13 protein-coding genes are annotated in these 15,766 nt (G+C 37.4%); 1 reads left to right on the forward strand and 12 read right to left on the reverse strand.

What is annotated here, in order from left to right:
* Positions 1-35: 35 nt before the first annotated feature.
* Positions 36-623: a class I SAM-dependent methyltransferase gene (locus L0668_RS08380; protein WP_235311735.1), complete on the forward strand. Its 588-nt coding sequence runs from the start codon at positions 36-38 to the stop codon at positions 621-623.
* 65 nt (positions 624-688) lie between these two features.
* Here L0668_RS08380 and L0668_RS08385 read toward each other — a convergent pair whose 3' ends face one another.
* From L0668_RS08385 to L0668_RS08440, 12 genes are all read right to left on the reverse strand, one after another.
* Positions 689-1,639 carry a glycosyltransferase gene (locus L0668_RS08385; RefSeq protein WP_235311737.1) on the reverse strand — a complete coding sequence of 317 codons (951 nt, stop codon included), beginning with the start codon at positions 1,637-1,639 and terminating at the stop codon, positions 689-691.
* 49 nt (positions 1,640-1,688) lie between these two features.
* Positions 1,689-5,264 carry a motility associated factor glycosyltransferase family protein gene (locus L0668_RS08390; RefSeq protein WP_235311738.1) on the reverse strand — a complete coding sequence of 1,192 codons (3,576 nt, stop codon included), beginning with the start codon at positions 5,262-5,264 and terminating at the stop codon, positions 1,689-1,691.
* Between the two features lie 92 nt (positions 5,265-5,356).
* On the reverse strand, positions 5,357-6,136 hold the full coding sequence (locus L0668_RS08395; RefSeq protein WP_235311740.1) for a class I SAM-dependent methyltransferase: 780 nt from the start codon (positions 6,134-6,136) through the stop codon (positions 5,357-5,359).
* A 64-nt stretch (positions 6,137-6,200) separates the two neighbouring features.
* Complete coding sequence (locus L0668_RS08400) at positions 6,201-7,427, reverse strand: glycosyltransferase (RefSeq protein ID WP_235311742.1); 1,227 nt, start codon at positions 7,425-7,427, stop codon at positions 6,201-6,203.
* A 4-nt stretch (positions 7,428-7,431) separates the two neighbouring features.
* Positions 7,432-8,664 (reverse strand): capsular polysaccharide export protein, LipB/KpsS family, encoded by a 1,233-nt coding sequence (locus L0668_RS08405; RefSeq protein WP_235311743.1) that lies wholly within the window; start codon positions 8,662-8,664, stop codon positions 7,432-7,434.
* A complete protein-coding gene (locus L0668_RS08410) occupies positions 8,648-9,562 on the reverse strand; it encodes a nucleoside-diphosphate sugar epimerase/dehydratase (RefSeq protein ID WP_235311745.1) in 915 nt (304 codons plus the stop codon). The genes L0668_RS08405 and L0668_RS08410 overlap by 17 nt, the downstream gene beginning before the upstream one ends.
* On the reverse strand, positions 9,559-10,653 hold the full coding sequence (locus tag L0668_RS08415) for a phosphonoacetaldehyde reductase (protein ID WP_235311746.1): 1,095 nt from the start codon (positions 10,651-10,653) through the stop codon (positions 9,559-9,561). The genes L0668_RS08410 and L0668_RS08415 overlap by 4 nt, the downstream gene beginning before the upstream one ends.
* A complete protein-coding gene (gene aepY, locus L0668_RS08420) occupies positions 10,653-11,798 on the reverse strand; it encodes a phosphonopyruvate decarboxylase (RefSeq protein WP_235311747.1) in 1,146 nt (381 codons plus the stop codon). Before aepY ends, L0668_RS08415 begins: the two co-directional genes overlap by 1 nt.
* Positions 11,795-13,096, reverse strand: coding sequence for a phosphoenolpyruvate mutase (gene aepX, locus L0668_RS08425; RefSeq protein WP_235311748.1), 1,302 nt, complete (start codon positions 13,094-13,096; stop codon positions 11,795-11,797). The genes aepY and aepX overlap by 4 nt, the downstream gene beginning before the upstream one ends.
* 313 nt (positions 13,097-13,409) lie before the next feature.
* Positions 13,410-14,135, reverse strand: a complete 726-nt coding sequence (locus L0668_RS08430; protein ID WP_235311749.1) for an SDR family NAD(P)-dependent oxidoreductase — start codon at positions 14,133-14,135, stop codon at positions 13,410-13,412.
* A 19-nt stretch (positions 14,136-14,154) separates the two neighbouring features.
* Positions 14,155-15,504, reverse strand: a complete 1,350-nt coding sequence (locus tag L0668_RS08435; protein ID WP_235311750.1) for an AMP-binding protein — start codon at positions 15,502-15,504, stop codon at positions 14,155-14,157.
* Between the two features lie 7 nt (positions 15,505-15,511).
* On the reverse strand, positions 15,512-15,766 hold the full coding sequence (locus tag L0668_RS08440; RefSeq protein WP_235311751.1) for an acyl carrier protein: 255 nt from the start codon (positions 15,764-15,766) through the stop codon (positions 15,512-15,514).

A 15,766-nucleotide genomic window follows, 5' to 3' on the forward strand; every position in this document is an offset into this window, starting at 1 on the left:
TGATATTTATAAACATAATCCAAAAGTGAGTTCTAATGCGCGGTGATAAAGCAATTGAAAAATTACTAAAAGACTTTTCCTTTGAATCTGTGGTTGATGTAGGCTGCGGAGGCCATTTTGATCAATCTAAAGCATTTCAAACAGGTGGAAAAACCGTCACAGCTGTCGATCCCTACGACTCAGGCGCAGAAATTCCTCAAGAGATCACATATATAAATAAAAAAGTTGAAGATTTAACCGGTAAAGAATTTGAGTATGATCTAATTTGGTGTTGCCATTGCTTGGAGCATCAATACAATCCAATAGAATTTTTAACAAACTTAAAAAACGTAATGAAGCCAAATTCACTGGTTGCTATTACAGTTCCGCCCTTGAAACATAACATAGTAAATGGGCATGTTACGCTTTGGAACGGAGGCTTATTGTTATATAACTTAGTTTTAGCAGGTTTCAATTGTCGTAACGCCAAGGTTAAAAAGTATGGATATAACATTACCGTTATTATTGAGCGGGACGATATCCAGCCAGATACAATACATATTGCCGATCTAGCGGACTGGTTACCCGATGGGTACAATTACCAAGGCTTTGATGGTGATATTGAAGAGTTAAATTGGGGCTAATCCTAGCACCTATTAGGCGTTTAATTCTCATAAGAAATATGCATGTAAGGAAAGTCGAATAATAGCTATTCGACTGCTTGTTTTTTATCTCGGGAATATCTTTCACTGGCACCTATAATTAGCCCTAAAACCCCAGCCCATGTTGATAGGTCATAGAATAAATTTTTCATTCCATAATCAGAATTTGTTTCGTAAACATTATTAATACTCACTTTTAGTTGTTTATAGGACTTTTTAACTTTTTTTGTGATATAGAATCGAAAGTTTTTCTTGGTTACCGGTTTATCCCAAATAAACCAAAAGTCTCGACCAATATTGTAAGCTCTTCGCCATGCCCAAGTTACAGTTTGTTTGTGCATCGGCACATAATGATAAATAATAAGGTTACGACTAAAACCTAATCTAGCACCTTTAATGGCAAGAGCTCTTTGAGCTGCCACTTCTTCCCCATAGCCCATTGAATTTCCGTTCATGCCTAATAAAGGAGAAAACCCCCCCACACTTTTCAGTAGCGATACATTAAAAGTACAGTTTCCACCTGAAAAATAAGGATCGCTTGGCGCCAGCTGTTTTTCTTCTACAACCGGCATAAAAGAACTATTGGTTTCATATGTTTCTAGAAACCAATCCTTTTTTCCAACAAAGTACCAAGGTAAATATAATCCACCAAACGCATCATAACTACCTGAATTGATAAGTTTAATATTAGTCTCTAACCAATTATCTACAGGGTATGCATCATCATCCAAAAAACTCAACCACACTGAATCACATTGGCTTAAGGCATGATTTCGAGCATGACTTAAACCTTGAATGGTACAAAGTGAATATTCTAAAGTTTTATACTCTGTTTGCAGGTTTTGAACTACTTCTCGAGTAGTATCATTTGAATTGTTATCAACAATTAAAATGCGCAAAGACTCAATACCTTTCGTTTGAGGTAAAAGGTGTTGCAAACAAATTTCAAGAAATTCGCTTCGATTATAGGTACACACTGCAATTGTAAGGTTGATCATTTAGTCGATATTTACCTACTAGGCTTAAATTACCAAATTCAAATTTGATTTAATTTTTAGTTCGAGATTTAGCTAAAACCTCTGCGTTAGTCATAGTCCCATATACTAAATCTCTCAATTCAGGTTCTATTAGCAATTTGTTGGAACGAACATACTGAATATCAACAATACTTGTCTTTTCACTTGCAACTCTGCCATGCAACATATGAGCAGAAGCAAACCAATCTAATTTAACTTGATTAAATATCCCGCGCATTGCTTGCCAGGTTTTTTCATGTTTGGCACACAAGTTAGTTCCCTCACCAGCCATTTTAATACGAGGCACATGCAATTTAATGTCTACATCAGACGCTAATGCCCAAATAAAGAAAATAAGATCACTAGCAGCAGCTGAATACATAAAGCAGGTATCACTGTTAGATTGTGAAAACTGAGTTTGATTAGGCCAAAGTAACTGCAGACTGGCATTATCATATGCTAAAAGAGATGTTACATCTAAACTAGCATCAAAGGTATGACTGGTTACGATGACCCTTTTATTGGGAAATGCACAGCAAAAAGACATAACACTTTCAATGTCACATTTTTTGCCTAAATCAACAAATAGTAATATTTTAGAACTGCTATTAACAGCTTCCATATCAGCCACTGACAGAGTGGAGATATCGTCTAACAAACTATGTTCGACCTCCCCTCTTTGTAACATTTTACTAAAATAATCTAATGTGTCCGTATCGTGAAAGTATATTGCCAACTTTTCTCGACTGAGTAATTCTATGGTTCTAGAGTTAATTCGATAAACAGCCAAACTAGAACATCGGTCCAAATTAGATGCTTGTTCGGTCCAATCTTTTGCCATTAACTCAAATGATTCGCTCCACATTTCTTTGGCGTCATTAAATCGAGCTAGTACTTTTTCGTGATCTGAAGAAGCGTAAATTATTTTAGATAACAAGGCATTGGCATAGTTTAATGTTCCATAGAACAAATAAAACAACAAACTTTTGCCACTTTTATAGGACTCAAATATTGCTTTTCGCTGATCCTCAATAACTTGAAAAGCATCCTCCATTGTAGTGACATCGCGCTTAATAATTTTCTCAAAATTATCAATATCTTTAGTTAATTGTTCTACAGTAAATTTTGAGTCATACAATTGCCTAAACTCTTCTTCTTGTACATCAGCATAGGCTTTACTTTTACTATCTAAGAACTGTGTTTTAGCTGATTCATCTGTAGTTAATAAAATATTGTCTACGGCAAGAGGAATTGCTCCTTTAATAAGAGCACCATCTGCAAGGTTATAACACTCAACCGCAGAGCACTCGGCTAAGGTTTGTTCAAGAATAACTTTGGAAACTTTAAATTCATATTTGGTAAAAACAGTTTTTCTGAAATTACCTGGCACCTGCAATGAAGTATTACCTTTAGCATCATAATCATAAAGCTGTTTGCCACCTTCAGAGTAATAGCCTGATGATTTTGAGTGGTGCTCTCCCTTTTTAACAAATCCCAAATCAATGCCAATTAAGTATATTTGTTGGCACCCAATTTTAGTAAAAAGATTTAGCGCAAAATTGGCAACCGTAGGAAAAGCAAAAGCCAAGGATTCATAATTTGATTCCCCCAATACGGCTAGACTCGAAACACTAGAAGACTCCCCTGTTTTGAAAGCTATATAAACATCCTTGTATAATTTGCAGGTATCAGGGTGTATGCCATTACACGACAACAAATTAATTTGTTTCAAATATTCAGGATTTTTAATCCTAGAAGCCCAATCAAACGTCGCTCTATTTTGTTCAATTTCAGCATGAAAATCTGGGACAATACCGTGTTTATAAAGAACCTGAAGAGCCGTCCCACAAGAAACAATAATGGCTTTATTTTGATTCTCTTTAATAGCATTAATTGCGTGATCAACTGATGGACCATTGCCAACAATAAATACAGGGACTTGCTGATCATCGTAAGTCAAATACTGGCTCGGCGAGCTCTTTAAAAAGTGATACCCCTGTAACAATGCTTCCTTAGTATGAGTAATACCATACCGAGCATGATCGAAATATTCCCCCATTGAAATTACAACTTGTAATTGTTCTCTAAGCTGAGAAATAGCTTCGTTTAACGAGTCATTATAATAACACTGGTAAAAATAGGTATTACTTAATATATAGGGCCCGATAGAATAGAACTGGTTTAGCAAATCTCTAAACAAATTGGATCCGTCGTCACCAATGTTTAGGTAAATCCGTGATTCACTTTTATCAATTTTTTCTAGAATTTCACTCCAATCAATGGCGAATAACGAAGCGTAAAAAAAGTCTCTATTTGGCTCACATATAAACAATTTCTCAACAGTATGTTGGTTCATTAAATTATCTAATTGATAACCACAACCTAACCCAAATAAAATTATCGACTTTATTGTTTCAGGTAACTCACCAACATCTTCTTCAAATTCATCTAACAGTGTTTCTGACTTAGCGACAAATCGATAATGTAAATAGTCACGTAATTTATTACCATGATATCCAAATATTAACCCATCTTTATTTGGGTACTGTTTAAACCCATTAAAATTTCCCTGACTTTCATTAACGGGACTTTTACCATGCAAAGGCACTAAACGGTCCATTATTATTAAGTTCACTTCACCGTTTTCATGGACAACTGGCAACCAATGTTTAGGTTTATATGATTTAAACTCTTTATAAATATCAGGAAAATATTTTTCAAATGCAGCCAAGTTTCCTTGGAACACGTCGGCGTTAATATCTACGTCAGAATAAACATCAACATCTACAGACTCACTCCATACGGGGCAATAGGATCCCGCTTTATTAAACTGATTAAAAGAAAATCCCTTGTCAGTTAGTTCATCCCAACTCGTAGATAAAAGTTGTTGGGATATCGCATTAAAAATTGGATGATTGTAATGTTGGTATAAATAGGCCCCTTCAACTAAAACGTGTTCTCTAAGCTCATTAATATCACTTAATAGATCACGACCATCTTTGCCAAATTGAAAATATAGGCCGGTGTTCTGACGTTTAGCTTTTTCTAATATCTTTTGCCACTCAATGGTCATTGCAGAACATTTCGCATATTGAATTTCTGGCTCATAGATAACTAAATGTTCAATATTATGATTGTCGATCAAGTCAACAATGTGATGACCTAACCCCAAACCTAATACGATGACCAATTTAGCTGAATCTGGAAAACTAGTTTGCTTGGTAAATTGGTGGTAGGCAGGTAACTTTTTTAATTCTATTGTAGCAGCACTATCGTTCAGCACTTTTGTTTGCTGAGAAAAATCTGCGTAAGGAGCCCGCTCGCAAAAACTTTTATACTGTTGGTGGATCTCGTGCTTCGGGTGTTGGCCATAAAGCACTCTACCAATGCCAAAATCAACAATATTCAATTCACCATGTTTATTACAAACAACAGAGATACTACTAGTCGAAGTATTAGAAATTATAGGTACAACACTAGGAATGTGACGTTGAAATGCATTCACATTTTGTCTTAATGTTCGTTCTAAATTCGCAGCATGTGCAGCCTCGATTTCAGCTTGTTTCAGTTCGTCTTTTTCTATGTGAAAACGGATATCTTTAAGCATAATTTAAATACTAACGTTACCTTTAATTCAAAATTGAGTTTTTTAAATCCAATATTTAGGAGCTGCAGATCAATAGTTATTAACTCTTTTATCTAACCCAGTTTCATCGAATTTATTTTAGAACCAACAAATAACTTTTCTTCTTTAATTAATCCATATTTATTGTTATTCGAGAAATGTTTGTCATCTATATTCCAATCAAAAACATCTACTGAAAAACCGGCACTTTCTAACTTTTGCTTATAGTCCTGTCCGTAGATCCTAACGTGATCTTCTTGACCAAACACCTCTAGTCGACCTTCATCTGTAGTAACCTTTGAGTCTTCAAATGTTCTCTCAAGATTTAACGAAATAGGAACCTGTAAAATGGCTTTACCAGTATGCTTTTTTAACACTCTTAACACTTCAGTCATTGCTAGATTATCATCTGGAATATGTTCGAACACATGATTAACAATAACAAAATCAAAAGTATCATCTTGAAATGGTAACGCGGTTAAATCTAACTTAACATCGGCACGTGGGGACTTTAAATCCGCGGTTAAATAAAATAGGTTTTTGCATTGCCTAAAACAATTCATTAATACTGGCTCTGGCGCAATGTGTAACACTTTATTATGCTGTTTGAACATATTGGAATGGTGCTTTAAGTATAGAAAAACTAAACGTTCCCTATCCATAGAGCCACAAATATAACACCTTGCACTTTCACGTAACCCACCGCCAACTACCTGTTTATCGTAAAGAACAGGTACATCTAAACCCGCTGGTATAAAACGAGACAATGGGCGATGACAAAATGGGCAAGTATGTTTAATTCCCCAAACTTTAGTCCAACGCTTAAATCTTCGAAACTCTCTAGCAAGATCCAAAAAGCACTCCTATATTGCTAAACCCACTCAACCATTCAATTTTTGTTGCTGAGCAACTTGCACTCTAAAAACAAACAATTCGATTTGTTAAAGACGCATTGTTTTGTACTACTGTTTTTGTCATTTCTTTCATATATTTGTCTGTAGCTAAAATAATCCAAATACGTTCCTCGTCACCACCTTCTATTTCTCTTAATCTCTCTTCAGGTAAAGTAACAGACACACCTTCAATTTTGCTATTTTCTTTAGCCGAATTTGAATCAATCACTCCCACTACCGTGGTATTTTTTAAAAAACCAATTATTTCCTTTGCATAGTTATTGGCACCATAAATAATGACCTTATTAATATTTTTATTATGCAAAACTTTGGCCAAATGAATAAGCCTTTTTGAAACACGTTTTCCAGCAATTCGATGAGTTTTTATTGTATTCCAGGCTACTTTACAGTCGTACAATACGGCAAACCAAAAATCGATATTTACAAGTAAATTAGAAAATTTATTCTCGTTAAGGGATTTTCTAAGTAACACTCTTGATATAAAACAAAGCTTGGCTGTATATGGAAAATAATCTACATATTCCTTTAAAAAACGCCTAGAAAAACTAAAACTTAGACCACCAGAAACATTGTCACCACTAGCTAAATGTCGATTACAGAGACTTTTTGGTATGAAATGAAAATCATCCGTAAGCTTGCCTATTCGAAGAATAAAATCCCAATCTTGATGTCCATTTAGGGTCTCGTTAAATAGACACGTCAGCGCAATTTCTCTTTTAACTGTAATAGTGCTAGTTTGAATTCCCACTTTGTGATTTTCTACAAACATATATTCAGCAACAGACGTGCCATTTTTTTTACCATATTCAGGTATGGCTTTTGCTCGCTTGCCCAATGTTACATTTGTATATTGGTGATAAATAAGATTTGGCTTTGAGTGAAGAGAGATCGCTAACGACACTTCTGTTAATTTATCTTCGTGCCACTGATCATCAGAATCTAAAAAAGCTATATATTCACCTCTTGCCGCTTTTATCCCTGTATTGCGTGCAGTTGCACCATTACAATTACTTTGGTGGCGCAGTAGTAACGGCCTGTTAGATTCTGGGAGATCGTTAATTAGTTTAGAAATTTGGTGTTGGGTATTCGGTTCTGAGCCATCATCAATAATAATAATCTCATAGTCATTCACTCGTTGATTTAGCACTGATTCCAGTGCCCGTTTTAGGGGCGCAATTCGATTATATACTGGAATAATGACAGAGAACTGAATAGCTGCAGACGTATCCACAGTCTTAGACTTCTTCATGCATGCAGTCGATATTACTGTAATTTCTAACCCAATATGCAGGTTCAAGCTCATTGATTTTAACTTGCCTATCCACCATGGCGGCAAATAGCCGTTCTAATTGATGACTATGTTTCGATAGAATTGAAATGCCCTCAGTCACAATTTCCACACCGGCTAATGCTGCTTCATACAAAGTACTCGAAGTAATGCCGTGCACACGTTTAGCGTTTTCCAATAGGCTAATAAAATTTTTATCAGAAACTGGATAGCCTCGATAATCATATGAATGTCTATGCGGATCTTTAGGGTGTGCTTTAAACACTATTTTTTCGTCTTTAGGATAATAATCAATAATGTAATCAATAAACTCTTGCATACCATTGGTGAACCGACTGCAATTCATAATGTTGACATCATCAGGAACTTGCAAAGGTACTAATACATAATCTTTACTCTTATGCTCAAACCCGTTTAAAAATTGCTTTTTAACTAGTTCCAACTTTTCAATATGGCTTGATGTTACCCAAGTTAAATCGTCATGCATTAAACTAGATTGATGGTTAACGCCTTTTTTATCCAAATAATAATAATTTTTTTGCGGGAAGAACCCATATTCAACATAGGTGAGTTTTCTATTGGAAAATACTGACTTAGCAATATCGTAAAGCGGTCTTTGACCATTAAAAATCAATACATATCTACAATTCCAATATTGAACATAATAAAACAATGTTAGAGGGCACACAGATACAACCGTCAGTCCTTTTGACTTAAAATACAACTTAAGGGATTTAAGATGATTTGCATGACGTACCACACCATCGGCATGTTCTAACAATAAGATGCAGTCTTGCGGTGGCGCTTTACCAATATTCCTTAAATCTAAATAAGGATCTACCAGCAAGACCTCCTGAATATTGTGATTTTCAACTAAAGCACATAGTTGATTGTATTGGTAGTTACCATTTCCTGTGCCTATCACTACTGTGCCACTGGCATCTTTTGGCGCGCACCAGTTGTGAGTGAGTGGTTGGCTGTGTATTTTTTCCAAAGCCGCTGGATATTCAATTCTTTTTGTTATATTTGCACCGAATCTCTCAATGATCCCATTGGCAAATCCACCACTACCAAACAACATGAATTGCTGTTGAGCAAGGGCATCCAGTGCAACTGGCTTAAGCTTTTTTAATAAACCTTCTACAGATTTATCTAACATAAAATCATTCGCAGCTGACATATTCAGACTTAAAACCCGCCTCTTTGATTTCACTAATACTAACTGAATTTAAATTAGCGTAATCACTAAGCTGAATGTTTTTCTTGGGTGTATTCCAGTCGCCATATTGAAAACTAAGATAATCTTTATAATCGTTTGGCACTTGAATTTTTTGACCTTGCCACTCAATGATATCTAGTTGTTCAAAATGTTTTTGTGGAGCAAACCACATACCTAAACTAGGCATATGCAAGGCGTTACCATCTTTAAATTCCCGAAAACAAATCGACGTAGTGAATTCACTATAAGAGCCACTTTTATCTGAAAATTTAATGAGCAGCCCTGCCACCAGGCCATTTTTATTTGATAATTTTTCAAGACTCCAAGCTAACACAGAAGAGTGGCGCTTAATAAAATCACTACATAGTAACTCTACTTCATGCTGGCTGGATAATGGTGCCGAAAAATCAATATCATCATCCCAAGGAATAATGTCATTATCTCTAACAATACCTAACAAGGTCCCAAAATCGACGGATAGTGAAACCGACCTTTGAATGGCTAAGGAGCTTAACCCTGTGACTATTTCTCTAGCCAAATTTAGGCTTTTTTGGTTGGAAAATGGCGTTAGTTTTTTAAGTTGATTTTTTTCCGGCAATACAACCTTTTGCGGTTCAATATGCAGCTCTTCTAAAAGTTGTTTCTGAACTTCCAATGCCCATTGTGTGGTGATCACAATTTTATCAAATTCTATATTTTTCAATTCAGAGGGGGCGTATATAGGCGCCCCTTCGAACTGTGTACCTTGTTTAGCTTCATCATTATCAACAAAACCAATTAAGTTATGGTTAGCTATGTTATTGACAAGATACTGCCTTGCACCATCGCCAGCACCAAACAATAAGGTACGCTCTTTCATGCACTGACCTCACTTGAACCTGTATTTACTTGGGCAAATACGCGTTTAATGAAATATTCGTCAACTGGTTCAATAAAATTGCCTGCACGACTGGGGTCTAGTTGGTATTCAAAGTTATTGACTAAGGTTTGCCAGCCCACAAATTTAGAAAGTTCGTTCTGCAAACCCAATGAATTTAATAGATTTTTTACTTTATTTGATAGGTTAATCGAGAGGTTTAGCTTTTCATTCCCTACTATGTTCAAAAGTGATAACAAAGAAAAGCTACACGCTAAGCCATGGGGTACAGCGTATTTTAAAGTTAGTGGATAAGAAATCGCATGGGCAAGAGCGGTTTTGGTAGTGGATATGGCTAAACCCGCTTGGGTTGCTGCTTTGAGTAAATTTTGTCTAGCGCTTAAGTTTTGAGGCTCTTTAAGGACTATTGGTAAATTATCACAAATCAGCTCGATCGCTGATATCGCCGCTTGTTGACTTTTTAGCGTTCTATGTTTATTCCACAAGGATTCAAGTGCATGAGACAAAGCATCCAGAGCTGGATAAAGGGTTTCGTAATAAGGTAAGGTTAAGGTTAAGTTAGCGTCTAAAACTGCCGCACTAGGTTTGATGCCAGATAGTGAGTGTTTTGTATTGGTTTCACTTTCCCAAACTGTAGCAAAGGGTGTGACTTCCGCACCTGTTCCTGCTGTGGTGGGAATTGCAATTAAATTAACTTTACTGACTAACGCTTTTTGGCTCAATAAAGCATCGAGAGATTGCTCTGGGAAACTAAGTAATGCACTAAACACTTTAGCGGTGTCAATTACACTGCCGCCTCCTAATGCCACGACATTGGTTGTATTGTCTAGCAGCAAAGCTTGGTAACTCGATTGCAAAAATACTTTTTCAGGGTTGGGAGTCACTTGATCAAAAACCATGACTCTATTTTTACCAAATAACTCTATGACTTTACTCACGGCTCCCCGTTTAGTAAAACCCGAACTGGTGACCAACAAAATATTGCCGCCTTGGATTAACCTAGCGAGATCAATTAAATAATCGTTACTTTCAACAATATTAACCTCGCTTGAATAAGCCACAAGTTGAGGCATTAGATATCACCCTCGCCTTGCTTGATATGTCGCATGAAGGCTTGTTTGTTTTCGATGGGGCTTGACGTTGGCCGCCCTAAGTCTTTTCTCGCTCCTTTAGCTATTTTTATTTCAAATAAAATAGGTCCTGGTTCAGCGCTCAATTCCTGCCACTTAGTCACAATTTCATCGGTATGACTTGCCAATAAATAATTGCTGTACCCACTGGCGAATGCGATCTCTTTAATATTGATTTTTCCGGCTACAGTTGGCTGACCACCTACGGATTCATGACATTCATTGTTAAGCACAATATGCACTAAATTTTTTACATCATGACAACCAATAATGGGTAAAGCGCCCATATGCATCAGCATTGAACCATCACCATCAATCGCAATCACTCTTTTATGTGGTGCACCTAATGCCAGGCCCATGGCTATGGATGAGGTATGGCCCATTCCACCCACAGTTAAAAAATCAGATGCAACTTGATGGCGACTTTTTCTTAATTCAAATACTTCACGGGAGGTTTTACCCGTTGTTGACACAACCACATCTTGCTCGTCAAACACATCTAGTAAAACAGATAGGGCATCTTCTCTTTTTAATTCACTCGCAGGTTTGGGTTTAGACTCAACCTTATTACTTGCATTTAAAAACGTGTCTTTTTTTACCAATATGGCTACAGGTCTATTCTGCTTAGTCATGGTATTTAAAAGGGGTAATACTGAATTTTTCACATCCGTAACACTGTCTAAGACAAGGTAAGGAATATCTAAAATATCCAGTTGTTTCTCTGTGATCAAACCCTGTTTAACATGTTGAGGTTCGTCTTTTACGCCTGGCTCCCCACGCCAACCTATTATCAGCAACATTGGAATGCTATAAACTTGAGGATCAGCTAAAGAGGTCAACGGATTAATCGCATTGCCGAGACCAGAGTTTTGCATATACACAACAGCAGGAACACCACTTCCCATATAACGGCCCATAGCAAGGGCAACAGCGTTGCCTTCATTGGCAGCGATAATATGTTGCTGGGCCGAATAATAACCGTCAATGTAGGCACATAAGTTTTTTAGTAATGAATCTGGCACACCTGTGTAAAAATCAATTCCAAACTTTTCAAGCACTTTGCAAAAGTCAGCGGGAGCTATCATCATTTTCCACCGGGGATCAATTCTAGTATTTGTTTTATTGGCATCATACTGCTATCCACTTCAGCTGAACGCCCGTGCTCTAAAATAGAGGTGGCAGTATTCACCATTGCAGGGTAAGCACTGCGTAATAATTGATTAGCGTAAATCACAATATTCACACCTTTAGCGGCCAATTCTGACTCATAAACACTGTTATAACTCGAAGGCACTACCACTAAAGTTTTCTTATTTTCGAAATCAGCGTAGCGATCACAGAATTCAAATATTTCGTTCGGTGTTTTTTCACGGCTGTGGATCATAATTCCATCAGCGCCAGCGTCCAAGAACGCCTTGGCTCGTTCTAAGGCATGGTCAATACCTTGACCTAAAATTAAGCTTTCAATTCTAGCGATAATCATAAAATCATCTGTGGCTTGCGCCAGTTTACCCGCTTTAATTTTGGCACTAAACCCTTCAATACTGTCTTGAGTTTGTGCCACATCTGTACCAAACAGAGAGTTTTTCTTTAAGCCGGTTTTATCTTCGATGATCACCGCAGACACACCTAGACGTTCTAGTGTTTTCACAGTAAAAACAAAATGTTCAGTTTTACCGCCTGTATCGCCATCATAAATTATCGGTTTAGTGGTGACTTCCAATACTTCATTTAAAGTGTTCATGCGCGAAGATACATCTACGGCTTCAATATCAGGTTTGCCCTTGGCAGTTGAATCAGTCAGGCTGCTGCCCCACATACCATCGAATTCTTGAGCACCATTAGCGGTTTCCACTCGGGTGTTTTCGATGATCAAACCCGAAAGGGCATTGTGTAAATCTAAGAAACGTAACAAAGGTTTAGCAGATAACAAGCGCTTAAGTGACTTCAATCTAATCTGTGGTGTGGTCCCTATTTCTTTCATTGCTTTATGTAATGCTGAAGAAGAGATCCCTTGGGTATAAGGCACTTCTACCAATTTACCATCCCACTGGGCTAAACAATCAATCACACTCTGGCGAACATTTTTCTGCACACCTTGTTGCCAGTCATCTCCATGCACCACATAATCAGGCTTATATTGTTCAAGGTTGGGCACATAATCTAATGTAGTTTGAGGCACAACCCTAGTCACACCTTTAATATTTTCAATTACTTGCAACCTTTGCTCAAAGGTCATAAAAGGCACACGTTTATAACTAGCTATAGCTTGGTCGGTCAATAGACCAATGGTCACGTCTCCTAGTTCAGCGGCTTTTTTAATTATGTTTAAGTGGCCTGGGTGAACTAAATCTGCGCTCATTCCTACGTATACTGTTTTACTCATAAAATTTTATTATCCATCAAATACGGCTGCATGTTGACTCTTCAACATGACATTTAATTATATAAACAACTCAAAAAACTCAGCTGTTTTAAAGACACTTTGGGCTGTCTTTATTATCGACTATTTAGTTTTTATCTTTAATCGTAAATACCTAGTTTAAAAATTCAATTACACAAACCATGTCAAAATTTCGACATTGACTATAACTAATACAATATACGAGCCAGTACTGAAATACTAAATTTTATTAATAGAAATAAGTACTTAGCTAGGTAAAATTATTGAGTTGATTTTTGAAAAACTTAATATCGAATTACGCTGTACTACCGGCATCTACTGTCATAGTGGCACCGGTAATCGATCCGGCTTGCTCACTTAGTAAGTAGATCACCATATTAGCGGCATCGTTGACTGTTGCTAATTGACCTAAAGGACTACGCCTTTTGATGCTATCTAATTTGTCGCCTTGTAAGCTACTAGTCATATCCGTCTGCATATAACCTGGAGCCACACAATTCACTGTGATCCCTGCTTTACCTACCTCGCGAGCGAGTGATTTAGTAAACCCCTCTAGCGCGGCTTTACTGGCTGCGTAGACACTCAAACCATTAAAACCTGTTTTAGCAATAATTGAAGATATATTGATAATCCGCCCCTTTCGATTCAACATCATTGAACGTACTAAATATTTACTCAATAAGATTGGAGCTTGAATATTTAACTGCATTAAATGTTCAATGGCAGAGTTCGGCATAGTCGCTAATACTCCATCATGCCCTGCTGCTGCATTGTTAATTAATGCATAGGGGCGCCCATGTTGTTTTATCAAGGTTTTACATAATACTGACAAATTATTTAAATCCGCTAAATCCGCCGCATAATAATGCACTCGTTCAGGGTACGTTTGTTGTAATGACGATAACTGTTCTGAACAGCTTCTAGCCAAAGCGATAATTCCATAACCTTGGGCAGCTGCCTGTTGGCAAATAGCTAAACCTAAACCTTTGCTGGCACCCGTGACAATCACATAATCAGTCATGCTACTTCTCGTTTCACTTTCAATTTGATGTCCTATTTAGTTTGCCACTAGGGTTATTAGCAATATCTTTAACAATATGGATTTTGGTAGGTATTTCAAAACGTTGCAATTGATTTTTACATGTTTTTAAGACTTGTTTTTTTATCTCAGTAAACTGCATAGTCTCGATTTCAGCGGAAAGTACCACTTCTGCCACGACTAACGCCCCCATTACAGGGTTCTTCTTTGCATACACTCTAGCTTGCTTTATTTCATCTACTTGTAATAAAACTTGTTCTACTTTTTCGGGGTACACTTTATTGCCACCCACATTAATCACACCAGTGGCTCGACCTAAAAATAAAACACGTTGGTCTTTTATTTGCACCCTATCTTGGGTATCCATATAACCTTGGGCGTCGTATTCAGCAACTGAAGTTTGTTTGAACTGGTGTTTGCTTTTAATCAACAAGTGCTCTTGTGCCGATATTTTTAAGCTAACGGCTAACTCAGTTGAGTTTAACCAAGCGCGCGGGAATCCGGCTTGCCCATCGGCCACCACAAATCCAACTCCCGCTTCGGTTGAGGCATAGATGTGGCGTATTTTAGCTTGCGGAAACATTTTGCTTAACTGGTTTAGAATGGCTTGATCGGCAATTTCACCGCCTAACGTGATGTGCCTAAGCGGTACCTTTGCTAACTTATTGGTCATCAGAAGTTGGCGCCATAAGCTAGGGGTTCCTGACATAGCCGATACATGTTTATCTTGTAATAACTTAACTTGGGCTAAAGGTTCACCCGCTGTGACATCTACCAAATCAGCGCCACTTAACAGAGCCTGCAACACCACTTGTAAGCCCGCAAACCTAAAAGCTTGATACAACAATGCCCAGCGCAAACCCAGTAGTTTTTCACTATATTTAGTTGATGATGTTAAAGATAAAAATGTGTGAGCACACCACTTTGGCTCCCCTGTTGTACCAGACGTGGCCAAATACCAGTTTGTTGCTTGCTCTAGCTGTTGGTTAGTGTCAGATGCGTTATGTTGCAATCGACTAGCTAAATCAGGGTTAGGGTTAAGACCTGAAGTAGGTTCCGCAATGGGCCATAAAACCAACTCATCTATGTTTGCGGGTAATATGTTTTTAGGTGATACATTAGGTGGGCACAAGTATATTGCCTGACACCAACCGTCAAAGGCCATTAAAGCCGTGACGAAATCAATTAGCTCTGTATAACTAATGGCAATCGATTGCTTAGCAAAGTGAGGAAATTGTTGGCGAATCTCTAGGGCTCGTTTTTGTAATTTCCCCAGCGAAAACTGTCTATCAGCTAGAACAATATGCCCTAGGTTAACTTGTGAATTTAACTGTTCTAACAGGCTAGCCATAGCAAATTTATTGCGTGTTCAGGCATTGTTGATAAATGGCTAAAAACTCCGCAAAAGTACTAGGGTAGATCTCTATGGCCAACTCAGTAAAAGGGTCAATACCTAAGTCTTCTTCAAGTTGAGCCACTAACATGGCATAACCTAATGAATCTAACCCCGATTCCAACAATAAGGTATTAGGCTGAATTGGCTCGACTAGTTGGCAATCTCCCAATTCTGCAACCTCTTGCATCGCTTGTTTAATTTTTTGTTCTAAGTTCAA

Origin of the sequence: Paraglaciecola algarum, assembly GCF_021532655.1 — a bacterium.
Classification (GTDB): Bacteria; Pseudomonadota; Gammaproteobacteria; order Enterobacterales; family Alteromonadaceae; genus Paraglaciecola; species Paraglaciecola algarum.